The organism is Lactobacillus sp. ESL0225, from assembly GCF_003692905.1.
In the GTDB taxonomy this organism is placed as follows: Bacteria; Bacillota; Bacilli; order Lactobacillales; family Lactobacillaceae; genus Lactobacillus; species Lactobacillus bombicola.
In genome coordinates, this window is the sequence record NZ_REHK01000010.1 from 177,765 (window position 1) to 197,426 (window position 19,662).

The 19,662-nt window shown below is 34.6% G+C and carries 19 protein-coding genes; 6 read left to right on the plus strand and 13 right to left on the minus strand.

Annotated features, from left to right (window positions below):
• Window positions 1-383: 383 nt before the first annotated feature.
• Entirely contained in the window at window positions 384-1,649 is a 1,266-nt protein-coding gene (hflX, locus tag F5ESL0225_RS06910) for a GTPase HflX (RefSeq protein ID WP_122022219.1), read from the plus strand.
• A gap of 149 nt (window positions 1,650-1,798) precedes the next feature.
• Here hflX and F5ESL0225_RS06915 read toward each other — a convergent pair whose 3' ends face one another.
• From F5ESL0225_RS06915 to F5ESL0225_RS06930, 4 genes are all read right to left on the minus strand, one after another.
• Window positions 1,799-2,647, minus strand: coding sequence for a C40 family peptidase (locus F5ESL0225_RS06915; RefSeq protein WP_122048132.1), 849 nt, complete (start codon window positions 2,645-2,647; stop codon window positions 1,799-1,801).
• 198 nt (window positions 2,648-2,845) lie between these two features.
• Window positions 2,846-3,571: a C40 family peptidase gene (locus tag F5ESL0225_RS06920; protein ID WP_122048133.1), complete on the minus strand. Its 726-nt coding sequence runs from the start codon at window positions 3,569-3,571 to the stop codon at window positions 2,846-2,848.
• Window positions 3,572-3,782: 211 nt separating this feature from the next.
• On the minus strand, window positions 3,783-4,268 hold the full coding sequence (locus F5ESL0225_RS06925; protein ID WP_122022222.1) for a C40 family peptidase: 486 nt from the start codon (window positions 4,266-4,268) through the stop codon (window positions 3,783-3,785).
• Between the two features lie 149 nt (window positions 4,269-4,417).
• Entirely contained in the window at window positions 4,418-4,963 is a 546-nt protein-coding gene (locus F5ESL0225_RS06930) for a guanylate kinase (protein WP_122024953.1), read from the minus strand.
• 94 nt (window positions 4,964-5,057) lie between these two features.
• Here F5ESL0225_RS06930 and F5ESL0225_RS06935 point away from each other — a divergent pair, with 94 nt between their 5' ends.
• Both F5ESL0225_RS06935 and F5ESL0225_RS06940 read left to right on the plus strand, forming a co-directional pair.
• Window positions 5,058-5,375 (plus strand): DUF2187 domain-containing protein, encoded by a 318-nt coding sequence (locus tag F5ESL0225_RS06935; protein ID WP_122048134.1) that lies wholly within the window; start codon window positions 5,058-5,060, stop codon window positions 5,373-5,375.
• Window positions 5,376-5,461: 86 nt separating this feature from the next.
• Window positions 5,462-6,961, plus strand: coding sequence for an O-antigen ligase family protein (locus F5ESL0225_RS06940; RefSeq protein WP_122048135.1), 1,500 nt, complete (start codon window positions 5,462-5,464; stop codon window positions 6,959-6,961).
• 43 nt (window positions 6,962-7,004) lie between these two features.
• On the opposite strand, the gene F5ESL0225_RS06945 is transcribed toward F5ESL0225_RS06940, so the two are convergent.
• A complete protein-coding gene (locus F5ESL0225_RS06945; RefSeq protein WP_122048136.1) occupies window positions 7,005-7,625 on the minus strand; it encodes an LVIS_2131 family protein in 621 nt (206 codons plus the stop codon).
• Between the two features lie 78 nt (window positions 7,626-7,703).
• Window positions 7,704-8,240: a hypothetical protein gene (locus F5ESL0225_RS06950; RefSeq protein ID WP_122048137.1), complete on the minus strand. Its 537-nt coding sequence runs from the start codon at window positions 8,238-8,240 to the stop codon at window positions 7,704-7,706.
• 347 nt (window positions 8,241-8,587) lie between these two features.
• Here F5ESL0225_RS06950 and F5ESL0225_RS06955 point away from each other — a divergent pair, with 347 nt between their 5' ends.
• Together F5ESL0225_RS06955 and F5ESL0225_RS06960 are read left to right on the plus strand one after the other, a co-directional pair.
• On the plus strand, window positions 8,588-10,165 hold the full coding sequence (locus F5ESL0225_RS06955; RefSeq protein ID WP_118896132.1) for a multicopper oxidase family protein: 1,578 nt from the start codon (window positions 8,588-8,590) through the stop codon (window positions 10,163-10,165).
• Between the two features lie 147 nt (window positions 10,166-10,312).
• A complete protein-coding gene (locus F5ESL0225_RS06960; protein ID WP_122048138.1) occupies window positions 10,313-11,023 on the plus strand; it encodes a C39 family peptidase in 711 nt (236 codons plus the stop codon).
• 194 nt (window positions 11,024-11,217) lie between these two features.
• Here the strand turns inward: F5ESL0225_RS06960 and F5ESL0225_RS06965 are convergent, their stop codons facing one another.
• From F5ESL0225_RS06965 to F5ESL0225_RS06995, 7 genes are all read right to left on the minus strand, one after another.
• Window positions 11,218-11,670, minus strand: a complete 453-nt coding sequence (locus F5ESL0225_RS06965) for a threonine/serine exporter family protein (RefSeq protein ID WP_122022230.1) — start codon at window positions 11,668-11,670, stop codon at window positions 11,218-11,220.
• A 1-nt stretch (window position 11,671) separates the two neighbouring features.
• The gene (locus F5ESL0225_RS06970; protein WP_122022231.1) at window positions 11,672-12,448 is read right to left on the minus strand and encodes a threonine/serine exporter family protein; all 777 of its coding nucleotides are present in this window, start codon (window positions 12,446-12,448) and stop codon (window positions 11,672-11,674) included.
• Between the two features lie 7 nt (window positions 12,449-12,455).
• Window positions 12,456-14,003: an ABC-F family ATP-binding cassette domain-containing protein gene (locus tag F5ESL0225_RS06975; protein WP_122024958.1), complete on the minus strand. Its 1,548-nt coding sequence runs from the start codon at window positions 14,001-14,003 to the stop codon at window positions 12,456-12,458.
• A gap of 104 nt (window positions 14,004-14,107) precedes the next feature.
• Window positions 14,108-15,502: an MDR family MFS transporter gene (locus F5ESL0225_RS06980; RefSeq protein ID WP_122022233.1), complete on the minus strand. Its 1,395-nt coding sequence runs from the start codon at window positions 15,500-15,502 to the stop codon at window positions 14,108-14,110.
• Window positions 15,503-15,544: 42 nt separating this feature from the next.
• Window positions 15,545-15,988: a MarR family winged helix-turn-helix transcriptional regulator gene (locus F5ESL0225_RS06985; protein WP_158592407.1), complete on the minus strand. Its 444-nt coding sequence runs from the start codon at window positions 15,986-15,988 to the stop codon at window positions 15,545-15,547.
• A gap of 89 nt (window positions 15,989-16,077) precedes the next feature.
• Complete coding sequence (locus tag F5ESL0225_RS06990) at window positions 16,078-16,443, minus strand: hypothetical protein (protein ID WP_122022235.1); 366 nt, start codon at window positions 16,441-16,443, stop codon at window positions 16,078-16,080.
• A gap of 32 nt (window positions 16,444-16,475) precedes the next feature.
• Window positions 16,476-17,666 carry an LCP family protein gene (locus F5ESL0225_RS06995; protein WP_122048139.1) on the minus strand — a complete coding sequence of 397 codons (1,191 nt, stop codon included), beginning with the start codon at window positions 17,664-17,666 and terminating at the stop codon, window positions 16,476-16,478.
• A gap of 149 nt (window positions 17,667-17,815) precedes the next feature.
• On the opposite strand from F5ESL0225_RS06995, the gene pepF reads away from it, so the two are divergent.
• Window positions 17,816-19,621, plus strand: a complete 1,806-nt coding sequence (pepF, locus tag F5ESL0225_RS07000) for an oligoendopeptidase F (RefSeq protein ID WP_122048140.1) — start codon at window positions 17,816-17,818, stop codon at window positions 19,619-19,621.
• Window positions 19,622-19,662: the final 41 nt, after the last annotated feature.

Genomic DNA, 19,662 nt, shown 5'->3' on the forward strand with positions numbered 1-19,662 from the left:
TTTATAATTTAAGCACTTACATAGTTATTATATAAGTAACTGTTACCATTAAATTCCAGTGCAATTACTGCACCAATTAAATTATGCTTATGTGCACGTTAAAGGTTAAAATCACGCTAAAGAGAGTTACTAACTAGTTTTAAATAAATAAAACACATCACTAAAGATGTGCTTTATTTATCATGATTTTTAGCGATTACAAAAGAGACTTTATTAATCAAAATTAATAATAACAACCAAATATTTCATTTTGGTAAACCTAGCCTTTTGTATTACAATTAAAATAATTTATAGAAAGAAGATGTAATCATGTGGCTAATTTAAGTTGAACAATAGCGATGCAATTACCAATTAAATTTTTAAAGAAAGAATAAGAGGCTTAAATGATTAATAATATCCCTCAACCAATCAAAACATTTCTCGCTGGCGTCAATTTAAATGATCCCAATTTTGATTATTATATGACTGAGCTCGCTAATTTAGCCACAGCTGCCAATTTAGATGTGGTTGGTCAAGCACGCCAAAATGCTACTCAAGTAGTCACAAGTACTTATTTAGGTATTGGAAAAATTAATGAAATTAAAAACATAGCCCATGGTTTGAAAGCACAAGTATTAATACTAAATGATGAACTGTCACCTATGCAAATCCGTAATTTAGAAAAATTAACAAAATTGCGGGTCATTGACCGGACAGAACTGATACTTGAAATTTTTGCGAGTAGGGCGCGGACTAAACAAGCTCAATTGCAAGTTAAACTGGCTCAGCTACAATACGAATTGCCCCGATTGCATCCATCAGAAAACAATTTAGATCAACAACGTGGTGGTAGTTTGGCCAATCGTGGTGCAGGTGAATCCAAATTAGAATTAAATAGAAGAACTATTGGTAAACAGATTGCGGCTATTAAGCGCGAACTAGAGCATGTTACAAAGCAAGAAGCGATAAAAGCTAAACGCCGTAATCAAAACCAAATTCCTAAAGTGGCATTAGTCGGCTACACTAATGCAGGTAAATCTACTACAATGAACGGTTTACTTACAAAATTTTCCCAAGAAAATGAAGCTAAGCAAGTTTTTGTTAAAAATATGCTTTTTGCAACTTTAGACACTAGCGTACGCCGAATTCAATTAAATAATAATTTTAGTTTTATTCTTTCAGATACAGTGGGATTTATCTCAAAATTACCACATAATTTAATTGAGTCCTTTAAGGCAACATTGCAGGAAGTAAAGGATGCTGATCTCTTAATCAACGTTGTCGATGCCACTGATCCCAACATGCTACAAACGATTCATACTACACAAGCGGTCTTAGCCGAGATTGGTATAAAAGATACACCTATGATTACTGCTTATAATAAAGCAGATAAAACTGAACGTGACTATCCACAAATTGAAGGGGATAATCTTTTATATGCCGCCACTAGTCAAGCTTCTATTACTGTCTTAGCTCAATTAATTACTCAACATCTCTTTGCAGCATACCAAAAAGTAGAATTACTTATCCCCTTAACTGCTGGTAAAATATTGGCCCAGCTTCACGAGCAAACACAAATAATTGACGAAGAGTACCAATCTGATGGGGTCCACTTACATGCTCGTTTAACACCAGATAAAAGTTTACAATTTAAAAAATATATAATTTAAAATTTTACACAGAAGAACCAATTCCTATTTAAGCAATAATTGGTTCTTCTTTACTCGCTAGAGATTTAGAAAACAGTCTAAATTAAGACAGACATTCTATTTAAACGATAAATTTTTTAAGATAACTAAATTTAGTAATTTTTAGGCAATTAAAAAATTACCCGCTTAGCCACACATGGATAAAAATATGAACTAAGCACTTGTTGAACTACTCCTTGCTCAGGGGTTGCGGCATGAATAAATTGATTATTACCTATATATATACCTATATGATATGGGGCATTGACCGCACCCCAATAAAGTAAATCTCCTGGCTTAAGCTTATCCATTGAAACTGTACTGCCAACTTTTACTTGATCTGTTGTAACACGGGGTAACTTAACTCCACCAACTTGATTATAAATATACTGGACTAACCCAGAACAATCAAAATTATTCGGACCGTTACCACCCCACACATAACCTTTGCCGACTTTAGCTTTAGCCATATCAACTACTGCTTGTATTCGTTGAGCTGCATTGACCATGTTCTGTGTATTTAGCCCACGATTATTTTTTGACTTGTTGGTAGGTACCACTAACTGCTGCTCAACTTTTTGTCCTTTTGTTTTTTTATGGTTTTTGATTCCTTTACTTACTTTATCTGTCAGTAGATGTAATTGTTTTTTATTATTTGGCTTTTCTTTTTCAAGATCTATCGTATAACGTGCTTCAATCCACTCATTTTCGCCAATTTTATACCACAGACGATCTTTACGATCGATTGCTATTTCTGCAACATTCCATTTACTATTATTTTTGGCACGAAAAGTAATTAATTGTCCACCTTCATAATTAGTCCAAATTTTTACGCCCTTACCAGGTAAATAATTAATTTGAACACGTTTAATTGGCGCTTTCATAGTTGTAGCATTGACCGACTTAAGTGGTGCAACTACAGTTACTCCAGCCATAGTTAGTGTAGTTGCCAGTCCCATTTTCCAAAAATTACGCTTCATTCAAGTCAATTCTCCTTTAATAGCATGAAAATGATTAAAAAAATAACATTAGACTTTATTTTAATTGCTTCAGCTATTTAATCAAGTCTACTTACTTAAATGATAACAAAAATTTTAGAGATCATGTTATCTAATTTTTGAATTAGCACTAAAAAACACTTAAAAAATTATTTTAAGTGTTTTTTTATTATTTTATTTTTAGTCAAGCACGCGCTTAGCAACTGAAGGATAGAAGTAAGAACTTAAATTTTCTTTAACAACGCCTTGTGCAGGAGTTGCTGCATGAACAAACTGATTATTACCAACATAAATTGCCACATGATATGGAGCACTTGCTGAACCCCAAAATAAAAGATCACCTGGCTTTAGATTTTGCATTGAAACTTGCTTACCTTGTTTAACTTGAGAATAGGTTGTACGACTAATTTCCTTGCCAGCCTTACTATAAACATATTGCGCTAAACCAGAGCAATCAAACGCGTCAGGGCCATTACTTCCCCACACGTATGCCTTACCAACTGCAGCTTTAGCTAAATCAGCCACCCTTTCCCCTTGCGAAGAAGCCTGTACATAAGCTGTTGCGATTCCTTTACCAACTTTTTTCTTTGATTTTTTAGTATAGCATGCCTGAATCCACTGGTTTTCCCCAATTTGGTACCAGGTTTGTCCAGCCGCATCGACTGCATCACTGATGACATTTACAGTCTTCCCGTGCTTAAGTCTCTTGCCGGTAAAATCAGGGTTCTCATAGTTATCCCAAACATTTACACTATAACCAGGAATATAGTTAATCTTGACTTTTTTGGTTGCAGCTTCAACCTGAGTCGCAGTTGTTTTAACATTAGTAGCATTAGTAATACTAATTCCTGTAATAGTCAAAACTGCAGCAGTAGTAAATTTTATTAAATTACTCTTAACCTTCAAAATCAGATTCCCCCTATACTTTAAGTAAAGTCGATAAACAAAATAATTTTAGCTCTACCTCGTCTTATTGATGGTAATTTTACTCGCAAAATATTACAAAACAATTACAAACATGATACCAGTAAGTAAAAAAGCCCTCAGAAGCTAAATTTTCCCTGAGAGTTTTTGTTTTATTTATTTTTTAGAAATATCGTTGAACTAAGAACTTTAATTATTCCAGTACTCGTTTTGCAGCGGAAGGATAAAAGTAAGTACTGAGTGGTTGTTGTCTGACACCTTGGTCAGGAGTGGCCGCATGAACAAACTGATTGTCACCTACATAAATAGCTACATGGTATGGAGCAACTGTTGAACCCCAGAAAAGTAAGTCTCCCTTTTTTAGTTTCTTCATTGAAACTTTTCTGCCTAAACTTACCTGTGAATATGTTGTTCTAGGTAAAACAGTATTGCCCGCCTTTTTGTAGACATATTGAACTAGCCCCGAGCAATCAAAGGCAGACGGACCAGTAGCGCCAAATACATAACTCTTACCCACTTGTTTTTTAGCAAGCTTCGCTATTTTATTGCGACTCTTGGTTATTGTGCTGGCACTAACATCATCAGTAGTCGCATTTACTGCTGTCGCAGTGGTCAAGCCTGTAAAAAATAATACTATTAATGCAATTAATTTAATTAAGTACTTACGTCCGTATTTCAAAATTAGTTCCTTTTCTCAAACAAATATTTCATAACTTCTAAATCAACTTTCTCTATCTTAACCATTAAATATTACATATACATGTCAAATGAGCTACAAAACTATAAGATTTAGTTGTTAAAAAAACTCCTTTTGAAACATTTACTCATTTAGCCTTGTAAATGACGGATGATTGCTGTCAATTTTCTTTCTGTTTCAATCCAATTATCATTAACTAAAATATGAGCATCTTTTTGCAAATTTTGCGGTAAGGGGTTTAATTCACTACCACTAAGTCTTTCTTTAATTTTAGCTAAGTTGTCGCCCCGTCTTAATAGTCGCTGCTGTAATTCTTTCTTAGTACTTGCAGTTACATACAAAAAATATACCTGCCCTCTGATTGCATTAATATACGCTTCGACTCCGCTTATATCCACAATCAGAGATACTATCTCACTTTTTTCCCAAGCTTTATCAAGAGCTTCTCTACTTGAACCATATTGGTAAGATCCATATCTAGTATGCTCAAAAAAATGTAATTTTTCAAAACTAGTATTAGTTTCAAAATGATAAGATTGATTTACAATTTCTTCTGGACGTTTGGGCCTAGTTGTGTGCGTAACCACCCGTGGAATGCAGAATTTTTCTAGCAGATATTCTGAAATCGTTGTTTTTCCTGCACCACTCGGGCCAGCTATTAAAATTAATTTTCGCATAATCCAGGCTCCCTCTACTTGAAAACAGTTTATTTTTATATTAGTATCTTTCTATTATAATTAAACATGGGTAAGAGAGGAAGTAAAACTCATCATGAAAAAGACAGATATAAAATTAGATGATATTTTAAGTGCAAAATCTGAAGAAGAACTTACTAAACCCTTTTTGGGTAAGGTTGAAAAAATTTATGAAAATTCTGCCCTGTTATCAATTATCGACTACGATAAAGCTGATAAAACGGCAGTTAGTGACCTCAACAAAAAAATTGTTGTTAATTTTAAAAATCTCAAGAGTGCACCCAAGCGTAAAATTAAAGAAATTCAAGCTTTAGCTAAAAGTGACGTTAAGATTGAAAAAATTACTAAAAGTGACCTCAATAACATCGAAAATCCCATTGACAAAAATAAATAGATATACTTTATAAAAGTAGTGCTTACCCCACTACTCTTTTTTTAACTATTTTACTTTAAGCAAAATAATAATTATGGAGAAAAAAAGTGAAAGAAAAAACAAGAACTATTTTATTTTGGTTTATCTTAAGCCAACCTTTTTTAGATCTTTATTGGTTTTATCATGGACAATTAGCTAATATTTTCCCCTTTACCTTACCAACCATTATTCGCATTTTGGTAGTCGGTACATTAATCGCCCTTTTTTTTAGCCAAAAAAGGTCTTGGCAAAAATTGACAAAAGAAAAACTGCTATTAGTTTATTTGCTACTATTAATGATTTATTCTGCGTTGCACTTATATCACGTCCGTGATTTCATTAGCATAAGTTTAAGTGATTATGGCTATTCGACTAGTAGCGAAATTTTTTATTTAATTAGAATGGTTTTACCTTTAATTGTTTTATATTTAACCAAAGAAGTAAAATTTACACAAAAGCAATTGCAACAAGTAATTGAAGGTATTTCCGGTCTTTTTTCTGGTACAATCGTAATCTCTAATCTATTTGTGATTTCCTTGAAATCTTACGAAACAGGCACAATCAGTGCTAATATCCTTTCCTGGTTTACTAACCAAAATATTGGTTATTCACATATTGCATCAAAAGGCTTCTTTAATTTTACCAATATGATTTCGGCAGTACTGTTCATGTTATTACCTTTAATGCTCTACTATATGTTTACCTCTTGCAGTTGGCACACTGTTTTTCTGACTAGCATTCATGCCTTAGCTATGGTTGAAATTGGTACTAAGGTAGCTGCCATTGGTCTAATTGGTGGACTTAGCATTTGTTTACTTTTATTCTTATTTCATAAATATGTGATTAAAGATGTCAAAAACGGTAATTGGGCCTTATTAATTGCTATTTTTATTGGTTTAAGTTCACTGGGGCTAACAGCTATTGGTCCAGCTGTACAACGTTACAATTATGAAATTTATTTAGCAAAACAATCTGACCATGATTTAACAAATGAAAATCACAAATTAAATCAAGGATTAAAAAAATATCCCACTGGCAAAAAGCGAGCAGAATTTTTATGTGAATTTATCCAACACAATTATCAAGCGTATGCTCTTAATCCCAAATTTGTTTTTAAAAGTTATCCGTATCAATCTGACCCTGAATTTTGGTTAGCAATTATGCGCGAACCAGGTCAAAATCGCATGGGAAATCGCCATATTGAGCAAGCCATGCTTAAACAAGTTGTTAAAACTAATAATAACCATTGGGATAAGTTCCTTGGAATTTCTTATGTGCGTGAGAACAATATTTTTAATCTGGAGCGCGACTTTGTAGCTCAAATCTATTCTTTAGGTTGGATTGGAATGCTCTTGTTTGTCGGCCCTTATTTATTAATTTTATTTTATGCAGCTTATAGATGGTGCCTAAATAAGTCAACTCGTACTTACTTAATCAGTTCACTGCTTGTTGCTAGTACTTTCGTCCTTTTGGCTGCATTTTCCTCTGGCAATGTACTTGACTTTTTAACTGCCAGTTTTATTTTAGCCTTTATTGAGGGTAACTTATTAGTCTGTCTAAAAAAGTAATAATACAAAAATGATGGTCTAATTAACCATCATTTTGTTAAAATTATTTTTGCTTAATAAACGAAGCATCGGGAATTCTGATTAAATAATATCTAGTTGCTACATGACCCGCATGCAAGCCAATTCCATTTTGCCAATCTTTCTTATATTTTGCTGTATAAATAGCAACATAAGCATGCTGAAATTTTTGATCCATTTTGCGCAATTCCTGTTCACTATAAGGAATTTTAGCTGCGTTAATGTCTAACGGACTTTTACCGTAAACTACAGTTGCAAAATCACTTGAAACTTTAGCTTGCTTGCCATTACGATAATAAGTATAAGTCTGTGTACCAATTTTTTTCTTTTTAGAGTCAATCACAACATAACTAGAATTACCTGAGCCAGTATTCATGATTAATGGCTCATAAATAACGGTTGCAGCAATTTTACTAGTATCTTCTAAATCAGGATTGTCTAACACAGTCCTTCCGAAAAGCCATAACGCACCTACCAACAAAATGGCTACTTCTAAAAAATCAATAGCTAAATTTAACCAGCTGAATTGCTGGTGTTTTTTTATAATCATCGTAATATGGCGCTTACGAATATTTTGAACCACAAAAAATAAATACAGAATAATGATTACCCATAGTAAAACACCAAGTAAATTCCAGCTAAACATGATCGACCTCCCGTAATATCTTCATTATATTGTAAAAAATTGCTTTTGGATAGTCATCTCAATCAAACTTGCAACTGCTCAATCAATCTTCTTAGCTTTATTTTCTGCCTTACTTTTACTTGTCTTAATCGTTTTCTTAACGGCCGTAGCCGGTTTTTTATATTCTCTAACTTGTTTAATCTTTTCGACCATCAAGTCTGTTAATCGCTCAATTAGCTCAGGTTCAGTTTCCTGCATTTCTTTTTCAGTGGCTAATTGGTCAATCCTAAAACCCGATGCGTTTAAAAATTCCGACTTAGTTTCAAAATAAACAAAAACTGGATAAGACTTATCCTCTTCAAAAAAGTTAGCAATTTTTTTGTAATTACTATATGGCAAATTGATAATATTAATTTCTAAAGCAAATGTCACTGGTCGCTGTCCAGTTACTTCAACTGCAATACGACTCAATGAATCGTGCTTAATAGCAGCTACCGTTTCTTTAATCATTTTAGAAGCAATAATTTTTATTTTACTCTTGGATTTACTAATATCGGCATATTTAACCGTCTCTAAATCCTGTAAATAGTCCTCTTGCTCAATTTTTTCAGTTAAATCTGTTAAGTTAATTTTCAAATTACAAATTCCTTTATTTCTATATTAGTCCTATATACGATACTCAAATTTTAGTTCAAAAACAATTTTTTTTGATTGCTTTTAAGATTATTTTTAAAAAACATTTTTTTAAAAAATATAATTTTTTTCAACCTTTTCTAAATTCATATTATGCTATTTGTAGTATTGACACAGGGCTATCAGGCTAAAAAAATAACACTTTTCCGTTTACTATTACTTAAAAGTTGCATATAATAAAACAGCTGAAAAAATATAAAGCCCCATGCTTTACAAGCGTTTTCACAAAGAGTAAATTTAGTATATATCAAAAAATTTAGCTAAATTTTTTAATTGAAAGGTAGACAAACATGTCAGATAAAGTTTACACAGATTATTTTTATAATTCAAAAGATTTTGATAAAAATCATGGTATGGGCTACAAAGAACTTCATATTCCAGAAGGTGTTGAAGCACAACCATTAATTGTTCCACCAGTTTTGGAACCAGATAAACAAGAGTACAATGATGTTTGGTATACCATTGAATCTCAAGAAGGTGATTTCCAATTTTTACCTGGTAAAAAAACCCATACTTGGGGCTATAACTTCCCAGTTCTTGGTAAAACAATGGTATTGACTAAGGGGCAACATGTTCACGTAACATTGAAAAATAGTCTTCCAGAGTTAACCACCTACCACTGGCATGGTATGGAAGTATCTGGTCCTGGTAACGATGGTGCTTGTCACTCCCCTGTGTATCCAGGTGAAGAAAAACATATTGACTTTGTCGTTAACCAACCTGCAGCACTCACTTGGCTACATGCTCATCCATGTCCATCAACTGCTTCACAAGTTTGGATGGGACTAGCTATGGGTGTGGTCGTTACTGATGCTAACGAAGCTCAGTTGCCAATTCCTAAAACCTACGGCAAAGATGAATTTCCAATTATCTTGCAGGATCGTATCTTCCATGAAGATAATCAATTTGACTATAAAGCTGATTATAATGCAATGGGTATCTTCGGAGATACACCTGTTATTAACGGTGTGGTCCGCCCTTATGTTGATGTCACTACTCAGAAAGTTCGTTTAATTTTCTTAGGTGGGTCTAACCGTCGTGAATGGCGCTTACACTTTAGTGATGACTTAGTAATGACCCAAATTGGTGGTGATGACTCATTCTTAGAGCATCCAGTTAAAATGACTAAAGTTTTAATCGGGCCAGGCGAGCGCCAACAAGTAGTTGTTGATTTTAGCGACTATAAAGAAGGCGATGTGGTTAACCTTTACACTGATGACTTTAAGTTAGTTGAGTTTAGAATTCACAGCTATGAAAAAGATGATAGCGTAATTCCTGACACCTTGTTCAAGCCATATAATCCAGTTGTTAATCCTAACTCACCCGTTCCCCATGTTACAATGGACAACCATAACATGATCAATGGTAAGTTATTCTCAATGCAAAGAATTGATTTAAAGCAGGAATTAATGAATGCTGAGTACTGGGATGTAACTAATACCAATGATACCACTCATGGGATGCTACACCCCTTCCATATTCATGGAGCGCACTTCTTAGTTGTCTCACGTAATGGCGAAGCACCTTATCCAAACGAACAAGGTGTATACAAGGATACTGTTGAAGTTGCGCCACAAGAAACGGTTCGGCTGAAAGTTTACTTCCAAAATACTGGTGTCTTCATGTACCATTGCCATATCATTGAACACGAAGATGCTGGTATGATGGCCCAAATTCAAATTGTTGATCCAAAAGATCCTGATAAAAAATATCACCTAATGGATATGGAAACCTTAACCAAGGCTTTTGCCGAAGAAAAGGGTATTCCAATGGATGAAGTCTATTGCCCAGGTATGGATACTGAAGGTATGGCTGTTAAAGGTGAAGATCATACTATGGATGCATTTTCAGGTGCAAGTCACCACTAATTAATTTTAATTAATACAAAAACGTCAGGAATTTATCCTGGCGTTTTTATATTATCTCTAACTAGAGCAAAATAATATTTTCTAATATTTATTAAATTAATTCTTCTAATTTTGCGCTTCTGCTACTTTCATGCTATAAATAGCTTCATGAATAGAAAAAAACAGCTTACTAAATATTTAACATACCTCGCACTTACCCTTATTAGCCTAGGGATAGTTTTTATTGTACACAATTTTAATCAAATCAAAGACAAATATGATTGGTTAACAATTAAATCAGAACAAAAATTAATGGTTCCACTCGAAAATCAATATCCCGATTTACCCAACGGGTGTGAAGTCACGTCATTAGCGATGCTTTTACGCTATTATGACATTAAAGTCTCCAAATTAGATTTATCCGAAAAAATCAAACATGTATCTTCCTTCTCCCAAGATGGACGCTACCGCGGCAACCCACATGTTGGCTTTGTCGGCTACATGAGTCAAGCCAATGCTGGCTGGTGCGTTTATAATGAACCCTTAGAACAAGTTGGTCAGATATATACAAATCGCATAGTCAATTTTACCGGTCATGATTTCATTCAAGTTCTGCGGTTAGTTTCACAAGGACATCCTGTATTAATTATCACGACTACTAATTTTAACCATGTTACTGACATGCAAACTTGGGTAACGGCCCAGGGGCCTGTCCATGTAACACCTTCCTCTCATGCCTGTGTAATTACAGGCTATAACAAGGATAAACAAATCGTCTATGTTAACGATCCATTTGGCTATCAAAATAAGCCTGTGTCTTGGCCTAGTTTAGAAAGAAGCTTTAATCAACAAGGCAAACAAGCTTTATATATCAACTAAAAAAGAGCAGATTCACTTAAGAAACTGCTCTTTTTACTTAAGGCCTATTGTTAAAATAGGTGACCACTTCTGTTCACATCAGGTTAGTCAATACCAACACTTCCCGTGTCTGCCATTAAAGGCGGGTGTCCTCTTATCTAAAAGGCGCAATTGCGCTTTGTCGACTCGCAAAGATTATTATAGGCAACATTTACTTATTTGTAAATCTTTTTTATTCTAAAAAAGATTTCGACACACATATTAGATAACAACATTCCTAAAGCTATCGCCCCTGTCACAATAATTACCCGCAAAATTGCATCACTGGCACCATTAAGATTGCCAGCTGTCAATTCACGCACTGCCTGATAGGCTGGCACTCCTGGAACTAGTGGCACAATTGCTGGAATATAAAAAACAGTTGCTGGACATTTTTTCTTCCGCGCAAAAATAATTCCTAAAATACCCACGGCAAACGAGCCGAATAAATTTGCCAGCAAGCGGCCCATGTTAGCTTGCATCGCTAGCCAATAAATTAACCAACAAATAATCCCACTAATTCCTGCTAGATTGAGCACTCTTCTAGGCACATTGTTAATAATTGCAAAGCCAAGAGAAGTAAGGTAAGCAAAAATAATATTAATAACTATTTCTAACCAGAAAGGCATTTTACGCTCCCAAAAATTTCAAAACAATGCCGACGCCACCACCCAAAGCAAAAGCGGTTATCCCTGCCTCACATATCTTAACCATTCCCGAAAGTAAATCTCCTTTAAAAAGATCACGCAAAGCATTAGTCAGTGCAAGTCCAGGTACTAATGGCATTATCGCCCCTGTTAAAATATTATCTATTATCATCTGTGGAAACAAATGGACTAACCCTACAGCAACAGCTGTCATAACAATAGCTGCCACTAATTCTGATAAAAATTTAATTTTAGTATAGTGCTTAAAATAATAAAAAGAAATAAAACCAAGTGCACCAACAACTGCAGCTGCTGGGAAATCAATCCAATCATAATTATCCATAAACATTACCATTAATGTAGCACTTGCAATTGCAGCACTAAGTACTTGCAACCATAAAGGAAAAGTAGGATAGCCACCTTGGGCAATTTTATTAACTTCCTGTCGTACCTGCTTTAAAGTAAGCTCTTGATTTGCAAAGGAACGGGATAATGAATTAATCCGATCGACTAGTTCAAGATTAATATTACGTTCATGAATTTGGATTGTTTGACAATAATTACCACGATCTAAACTCATAAAAATTCCAGTTGGAACAATAAAAACGCGGGGATCAGTTTCACCTGCACTTTTGGCAATCCTAATCATTGTATCCTCGACACGATACATTTCACTGCCGCCTTCAATCATCAGTTCGCCTACTTTTAAGCAAGTATCCAATAAATCCTGATAAAAAAGTTTTTCATTTTCGTTGCCCATTTTCCCCTCAAAGTTTATTCATCGTTTCAATATCAATTGTCTTATCAATCCAGTCGCCTTGGAAAAAGTCACGTTCATGGCTGACAATAATTACAGCACCAGAAAACCTAATAATAGCTTGTCTCAAGGCATCTTTTGCATCACGATCTAAATGATTTGTTGGCTCATCTAAGAAAAGTAAATTAGCCGGTTCAAACTGCATCTTAGCTAATTTGACTTTTTCTTGTTCCCCACCAGATAATTTTTTCAATGGGTTCATTGCCTGCTGAGCAGTTACGCCTAGCCTAGCTAAAGCACCACGTAATTCTTTAGGTTTTTGCTGTTCAAATTCTTCTTGTAAATATTGTAGTGGCGTCATATTATTGTTTGGCCAAGTTAAATCTTGCTTAAAATAAGCTATTTTAGTAGCTACTGAAATTTCAAAATGCCCTGAAATCGCAGGTAACTTCCCTAACAAAGTTTTTAGCAAAGTTGATTTACCAATGCCATTAAAGCCAGTAATTGCTACTTTTTCATTGCCACCAAGCGAAAAGTTAAAAGCCTGTTTTACAAGCGGTCGATCATAACCAATTACTAAATCTTGTGTTTGTAAAAGCAAATTAGCCGCGGTGGCCACATAAGGAAATTCAAATTGGACGTGCCGATTACCCTTAGGTGGATTAAGAACTTCTAGCTTAGCTAATTGCCTTTCTCGTGACTTAGCACTTTTAGCTCTTGTTCCAGCCTTATTTTTGCGAATATAAGCCGCAGTCTTAGCAATCTTGCGTTGCTGATTAGTGTAAGCTTTCAGATAAGTCTCTCGATTCGCCGCCTTTTGCTTCATAGCTTGCTTTAGCGTTCCCGTATAGCGAGTAATAGTACCTAAATCAATATCAATAATGCAGTTAGCAATGCGTCCCAAAAAATCATAATCATGACTGACTACAATAAAAGCACCTGCAAATTCATTCAAGTAATTCACCAACCAGTCAATATGTGAAACATCTAAATAATTAGTTGGTTCATCTAAGACTAAAACATCCGGGGCTTGTAGTAGTAATTTAGCCAAAATGATTTTCGAACGTTGTCCACCCGATAATTCAGATACATCATGGTCATAACCTAATTCAGCTAAGCCTAGACCCGAGGCAACGCGTTCTATTTCAGTGTCAATGCCATAAAAATTATGTTCTTCTAGATAAGTTTGTACTTTACCTGCTCTTTCTAGCAGGTTATTATCACCGCTTTCTCCATACTGAACATATAAATCATTTAATTCGTTTTCTTTTTGATAAAGTGCCGTAAAAGCTGTCTGCAAAAAAGCCCGAATTGTGACCCCAGGCGTCAATTTAGCATATTGATCAAGATAACCTACACTCACCCGATTCTGCCATTTAACCTGCCCTTCATCTGGTAAAATTTCGCCGGTTAAAATTTTAATTAAGGTTGATTTACCAACCCCGTTTTGACCAGTAACGCCCAAATGATCCTCTTTGTTTAACACAAAATTGGCATTTTCATATAGTGTCTTATCTACAAAGTGCTGGCCTAAATTACTAACTGTCAACAAGCTCATCATCCATCTCCCTCAATTAAAAACACACTTGCTTTAGTATATAATAAAGTCGATTTTTTAGCTTGTTTTTGATAAAAGATTAGACAATTTCTAGGAAACTTTTATTAGTACTTCTTTTTTTGCGGTAAAAAAAGCGAACACGCCATTCCTACAAAAGCTAGGCAAGTTAGCAAAATAAATGCTGCATGAAATCCATTAGCAAGTGCCACTGTCTTATTAGTTGAGCTATTAGCAGTAAGTGATACTATTAGCATAGCAATTGCTGTCCCAAATGAACCCCCAATTTGACGTAAGGTAGAAGCAGCAGCATTAGCATGTGCTGTCAAATTTGGTTTCACTAGATTAATTCCAGCAGTAAAAGTATTCATCATCGTAAATGAAATTCCTATCATCCTGATTGCATAACATATGCTAATATTTAATAGATTAGTTTGCGCATTGAAAAAAAGCATTGGTAGGGTTCCTAAAATAAGCATTGTGAAACCAAATAATGAAATTTTTTTAACTCCTAATTTATCATATAAACTACCAGCAATAGGATTGCAAATCATCATTATAATTGCTCCTGGCATAAGAACCAATCCAGAAGTTAAGGCACTTTCAGCTCGTATGGTTTGCAAATATAGTGGCAATAAGAGTTCCACGGCTACCATTGCAATATTGCTACATGTACTTAACAAGGTACATAAATCGAATTGCCAATTTTTAAACACTCGAACATCTAATAATGGTTGTACTAAATTTAATTGACGATGGACAAATAAAGCAAGTATAACTATGCCTAAGCCGAATAATACTAATAATATTGGTGTAACCTTACCAGTATTACCAACCTCTGAGAGAGTATACAGTGTCAACCCAAATCCAATTATTGATTCAACAAAAGAAACAAAATCCGTTGCTCTACTTTTTGGAATGGTAATATTTTTCACTACCGAAATTGCCGCAACCATGACTAGTAGGCTAGCAATACTTAATGTCAAAAACAACATACGCCAACTAAAATATTTTAGAATCAAACCAGAAATGGTTGGACCAATTGCTGGACCAAACCCAATTACTAAACCCGTAATTCCCATTGCCATTCCGCGTTGCTCTTTAGGAAACAAAAGTAAAATTACATTTTGCGTAAATGGCATTAAACTACCAGCGGCTACCGCCTCAATCAAACGTCCCAACAATAAACATTCAAAGTTTGGAGCTATTAAACAAATTAACGAACCAATTAAAAAAATTGACATCATTGTTAAATAATTACTTTTCAATTGAAATGATTCAAAAATCCAAGCAGAAATAGGTATCATTAGACCAACAACTAACAAATATGCAGTAGTTAACCACTGAGCTGTTGTTTGACTAACATTTAATGAATTCATGATTGTAGGTATTGCATTATTAAGGAAAGTTTCAGCTAATAATGCTACAAATGAACCAAATAAAAGCACAATCATCATTGAATTACGACTACTTTTTGATATTTTTTTAAAATTTTGTTTCATAATTCCCTCTTTAGTGTAGCAAACTATACTTTTGATAAATAATTATTTTAAATTATTTATGATAACATCTAATATATTAACCAACTTATTGCTCTCACTTTCAGTTAGATGCGTGCTGATTTTATGATTAACTTCATTCATTACAGCATATATTTTATCAATTTTTGCCTGCATCAGCTCCCTTCCCTTGAGGGTTAAATTCAAAGTCACCTGCCGATGATCACTGGCTAAAAAACCGGTTTGAACCAATCCAGCATTTTCTAAGCGTCTAACAACACTACGAATAGTTGGATGACTTAACACAAACTTGTCAGCTAATTCTTTTTGAATTATAGGTTCATTATCTGCCTCATAAAGAACAACTAAAATCATACTTTGGACACCAGTAAGACGATAATTACCAAATATACTACTCATTTGATTATTAAGCTCGCGTTCAATTAAGGTATTTGCAACTTTAATCTTTGACCCAATTTCTTTTTTCATTTTTACCTCACAAATGTGTAGTTTACTATACATTTTATAAAAAGCAATAGTAGCAAGTGAATTTTTTAATAACCTTACTACGATTTAGCTTAAAGTGATTTTCTTTCCCGTTCATACTTTTGTAGCGCATCTAAAACCCTAGGCCAATAATGTTTAGGTAAAATCAACTGTAACTTATTATTATAGATGGGGAAATCCGTTTTTTTCATTCCAGTAATTTGAGCTAAATCTTCATCTGATAAGTTAAATTCACTAGCTATGCGCTTAATTTCAACTGAGGCATGTCCACGAAACCATGACAAAATGAAAAAAATAATTGAAAAAAAACTAGCTCCTAAAATTGAAAGAGATACTCCCCAGTTAAAAGAATGCTGAGCAATAAAAAAAACAGCAATAAAGGCAATTAAAGCAGAAATCAAGCCATAAATTATGGGGAAAATTGACTGTTTTTTCATTTTGATCCTTTCTACTTTTTACTCAAAAAATTCTATTTATCGATTGCATTAACATTTACACTTGTATCAGCGCTACTTTGAGATTTATTATCTTCTTCACTCGAAATAACTGAATGATAAATTTGATAATTAGTAAATGGATTGGGATCTTTCCATTTAATATTATTATTTTGTTCATTCATGGTGTTCAATCGCGTTTCATCATTATCCAAGACTTCTTTTGTCAGATTTAAGTTAGTACGTAGTTTATTGGAAGCTTTTTGCAGTTCACTGGTTGGTGCCACTTGAATTGATGAACCATTTATCCAAGCATCATGGCCTTGAATATAATTACTATCAAGATTTTGGGAACAATTGCGATAATTTAAAGCCAACGCTAGCATGTCATTAAAGGTCAGATTAGTTTTCACATATTTGGTAAAAATTTTGACTAGTTTGCGATAATTGGCTACAGAGTCTACTGAGATTGCTTTATTAACGACTGCCGTAATTACTTGCCGTTGCCGCATTTGCCGGCCATAATCACCCCGCGGATCATCATGACGCATCCGCACATAGGCTACTGCATGACGGCCATTTAAATGCTGCTTACCTTTATGGAAATCACACCAATCATAAGAAAACTTAAATGGTACGTTAACATCTACCCCACCAACTGCATTCACCAGATTTTTAAGCGCCTGCATATTAACTTCCACATAATAATAAATAGGGACATTCAGAAGTGCTGATACCGTGCGCATTGAAGCGGAGCTCCCCCCAACACCATAAGCAGAATTTACCCGAAAAATATTATATTTATCACCAGGATCGCCTAAAATATTCGCTAATGTATCACGCGGAATTGAGGTCATCGTTGCCTTACTCTTATCTGGATTAGCTGTTGCCAAGATTAAAGTATCTGAATTACCCCGATCATGGCGGCCTTCAATACCTTGATCGACTCCTAGAATTAAAATTGAAATTGGTTGCTTATTGGCAATCCGCGCTGAAGTAGCAGAATTACCACTTTCACCATCAATTGCACTATGCAAGGTAAAGTACATATGCGCAGCCCATGCTAGACTGCAACAAATCCCAAAAACCGCAATAATACCACAAATTCTAGCAAATATATTACCTTTGTTGGTCACTTTGGGTTTAGCAAAAACTTGATTACGATAAAGATTCGTAGACGCTCTCCTTCTACGATAGTCTTCTCTACGTTTTGAATTTGGATTCATTACTTTTATTTAATCCCTTCATGATTTGTCCATGTTTATTTGTATCACTTTCAAAGTTGAATTAGAATATTAACAAATATAATTAATAATATCTTATTTTTTGCTTTTTGGCATAATTATTATCAAACATATATAAAGGAGAAACTTTAATGACCATTCCGAAAAGAAAAGATGTACCTGTCAATCTTACTTGGGACTTAACCCGCGTTTATCAATCCGATAATGCTTGGGAGGATGCATATAATCAGATAAAAAAAGAAATATCTACTTTAAACGATGTACAAGTTAATTTTACTAATTCCGGTCATAATCTTTATGCTGGTTTAACTAAAATATTACTAGTCCAGCGCCAACTAGAAAAAATCTATGTTTACGCTTCAATGTCAAGTGATGTTGATACAACTAACGCACATTACTTAAATTACGTTGCTCGTGCTCAAGCGATTGCCAGTGACTTTGCAGCCGCAACCGCCTTCATTAATCCCGCAATTTTAAATCTTTCTCAAGAAAAGCTGACTGCGTTCAAACAAGAAGAACCACGCCTTAGCGAATACGACCACTTATTAGAACAAATCGTCCAACTTAAGCCCCATACACTAACTTTTGAAGAAGAAAAGCTTATTGCCGCTGCCGGTGATGCCCTAGAAACTTCTGAAAACACCTATAATGTATTAACTAATTCTGATCTGGAATATGGTTATGTCGAAAATGATCAGCAAGAAATGGTACAACTATCTGATGGGTTATACTCTGTTTTAATTCAATCCCAAAACCGTACTGTTCGCCAAGGTGCCTTTGAATCAATGTACACTACTTATGAGCAATTTCAAAATTCGCTGGCCTCAACCCTTGCCGGAGTTGTTAAAAAGCATAACTATATTGCCAAAGTTCATCATTATGGTTCCGCCCAAAAAAGTGCGTTAGCTGAGAATAATATACCTTCAGTTGTTTATGACACTCTAATTAAAGCCGTGGATAAGCATCTAGATTTATTGCACCGCTACGTTAACTTACGTAAAAAAATCCTTAATCTTGATGATTTACAAATGTGGGATATGTATGTACCTTTAACGGGTAAACCTTCCCTGACATATACTTTTGAGCAAGCTAAAGCTGAGGCTAAAAAGGCATTAATTCCTCTTGGCAATGATTATTTACGTCAAGTAGACTATCTATTTAATAATCGCGTTATTGATGTGGTTGAATCGCAACATAAGACTACGGGAGCTTATTCAGGTGGGTCTTATGATACTGACGCGTATGAGCTGTTAAATTGGGCCGATAATGTCGACTCTCTTTATACATTAGTTCATGAAACCGGACATTCAGTTCACAGTATGTTTACAAGACAAAATCAACCCTACGTCTATGGTGATTATCCCATTTTTGTCGCAGAAATTGCTTCAACCACTAATGAAAATATTTTGACTGAGTACTTTCTTCAAAATATTACCGATCCTTTGACGCGAGCCTTCGTACTTAATTACTATCTTGATTCATTCAAAGGGACACTGTATCGGCAGACGCAATTTGCTGAATTTGAGCAATACATTCATCAAATGGATGCCCAAGGTGAACCATTAACTGCTGATTTTCTTAATAGCGCCTATGGTAAACTTAACCAGCGCTACTATGGCGATGCAGTTGAAGCTGGTAGCGCTATTGATAAAGAATGGGCTCGTATACCACACTTCTACTATAATTTTTACGTCTATCAATATGCAACCGGATTTGCAGCAGCCACTACTTTGGCCAATAAGATTGTTTATGGCACAGTGCAACAAAAAGAAGCTTATATCAACTTTTTAAAATCGGGTTCTAGTAATTACCCCGTAGCAATTATGCAAGCTGCAGGTGTTGATATGACTAAGCCTGATTATTTAGAAGAAGCCTTTGCTACCTTTGCTAAGCGACTTGAAGAATTTGAAACTATTGTGAATAATAATTTCAAATAATATTTATATAAAAAGCACTTTCTAACGAAAGTGCTTTTTAG

What these genes read in the sequence shown, in the direction of transcription:
- F5ESL0225_RS06915 (WP_122048132.1), bottom strand. Translation starts at nt 2,647, where the DNA reads ATGAAGCGTAATTTTTGGAAAATGGGACTGGCAACTACACTAACTATG.
- hflX (WP_122022219.1), top strand. Translation starts at nt 384, where the DNA reads ATGATTAATAATATCCCTCAACCAATCAAAACATTTCTCGCTGGCGTC.
- F5ESL0225_RS06960 (WP_122048138.1), top strand. Translation starts at nt 10,313, where the DNA reads ATGAATAGAAAAAAACAGCTTACTAAATATTTAACATACCTCGCACTT.
- F5ESL0225_RS06985 (WP_158592407.1), bottom strand. Translation starts at nt 15,988, where the DNA reads ATGAAAAAAGAAATTGGGTCAAAGATTAAAGTTGCAAATACCTTAATT.
- F5ESL0225_RS06980 (WP_122022233.1), bottom strand. Translation starts at nt 15,502, where the DNA reads ATGAAACAAAATTTTAAAAAAATATCAAAAAGTAGTCGTAATTCAATG.
- pepF (WP_122048140.1), top strand. Translation starts at nt 17,816, where the DNA reads ATGACCATTCCGAAAAGAAAAGATGTACCTGTCAATCTTACTTGGGAC.
- F5ESL0225_RS06930 (WP_122024953.1), bottom strand. Translation starts at nt 4,963, where the DNA reads ATGCGAAAATTAATTTTAATAGCTGGCCCGAGTGGTGCAGGAAAAACA.
- F5ESL0225_RS06990 (WP_122022235.1), bottom strand. Translation starts at nt 16,443, where the DNA reads ATGAAAAAACAGTCAATTTTCCCCATAATTTATGGCTTGATTTCTGCT.
- F5ESL0225_RS06945 (WP_122048136.1), bottom strand. Translation starts at nt 7,625, where the DNA reads ATGTTTAGCTGGAATTTACTTGGTGTTTTACTATGGGTAATCATTATT.
- F5ESL0225_RS06955 (WP_118896132.1), top strand. Translation starts at nt 8,588, where the DNA reads ATGTCAGATAAAGTTTACACAGATTATTTTTATAATTCAAAAGATTTT.
- F5ESL0225_RS06995 (WP_122048139.1), bottom strand. Translation starts at nt 17,666, where the DNA reads ATGAATCCAAATTCAAAACGTAGAGAAGACTATCGTAGAAGGAGAGCG.
- F5ESL0225_RS06970 (WP_122022231.1), bottom strand. Translation starts at nt 12,448, where the DNA reads ATGGGCAACGAAAATGAAAAACTTTTTTATCAGGATTTATTGGATACT.
- F5ESL0225_RS06935 (WP_122048134.1), top strand. Translation starts at nt 5,058, where the DNA reads ATGAAAAAGACAGATATAAAATTAGATGATATTTTAAGTGCAAAATCT.
- F5ESL0225_RS06975 (WP_122024958.1), bottom strand. Translation starts at nt 14,003, where the DNA reads ATGAGCTTGTTGACAGTTAGTAATTTAGGCCAGCACTTTGTAGATAAG.
- F5ESL0225_RS06965 (WP_122022230.1), bottom strand. Translation starts at nt 11,670, where the DNA reads ATGCCTTTCTGGTTAGAAATAGTTATTAATATTATTTTTGCTTACCTT.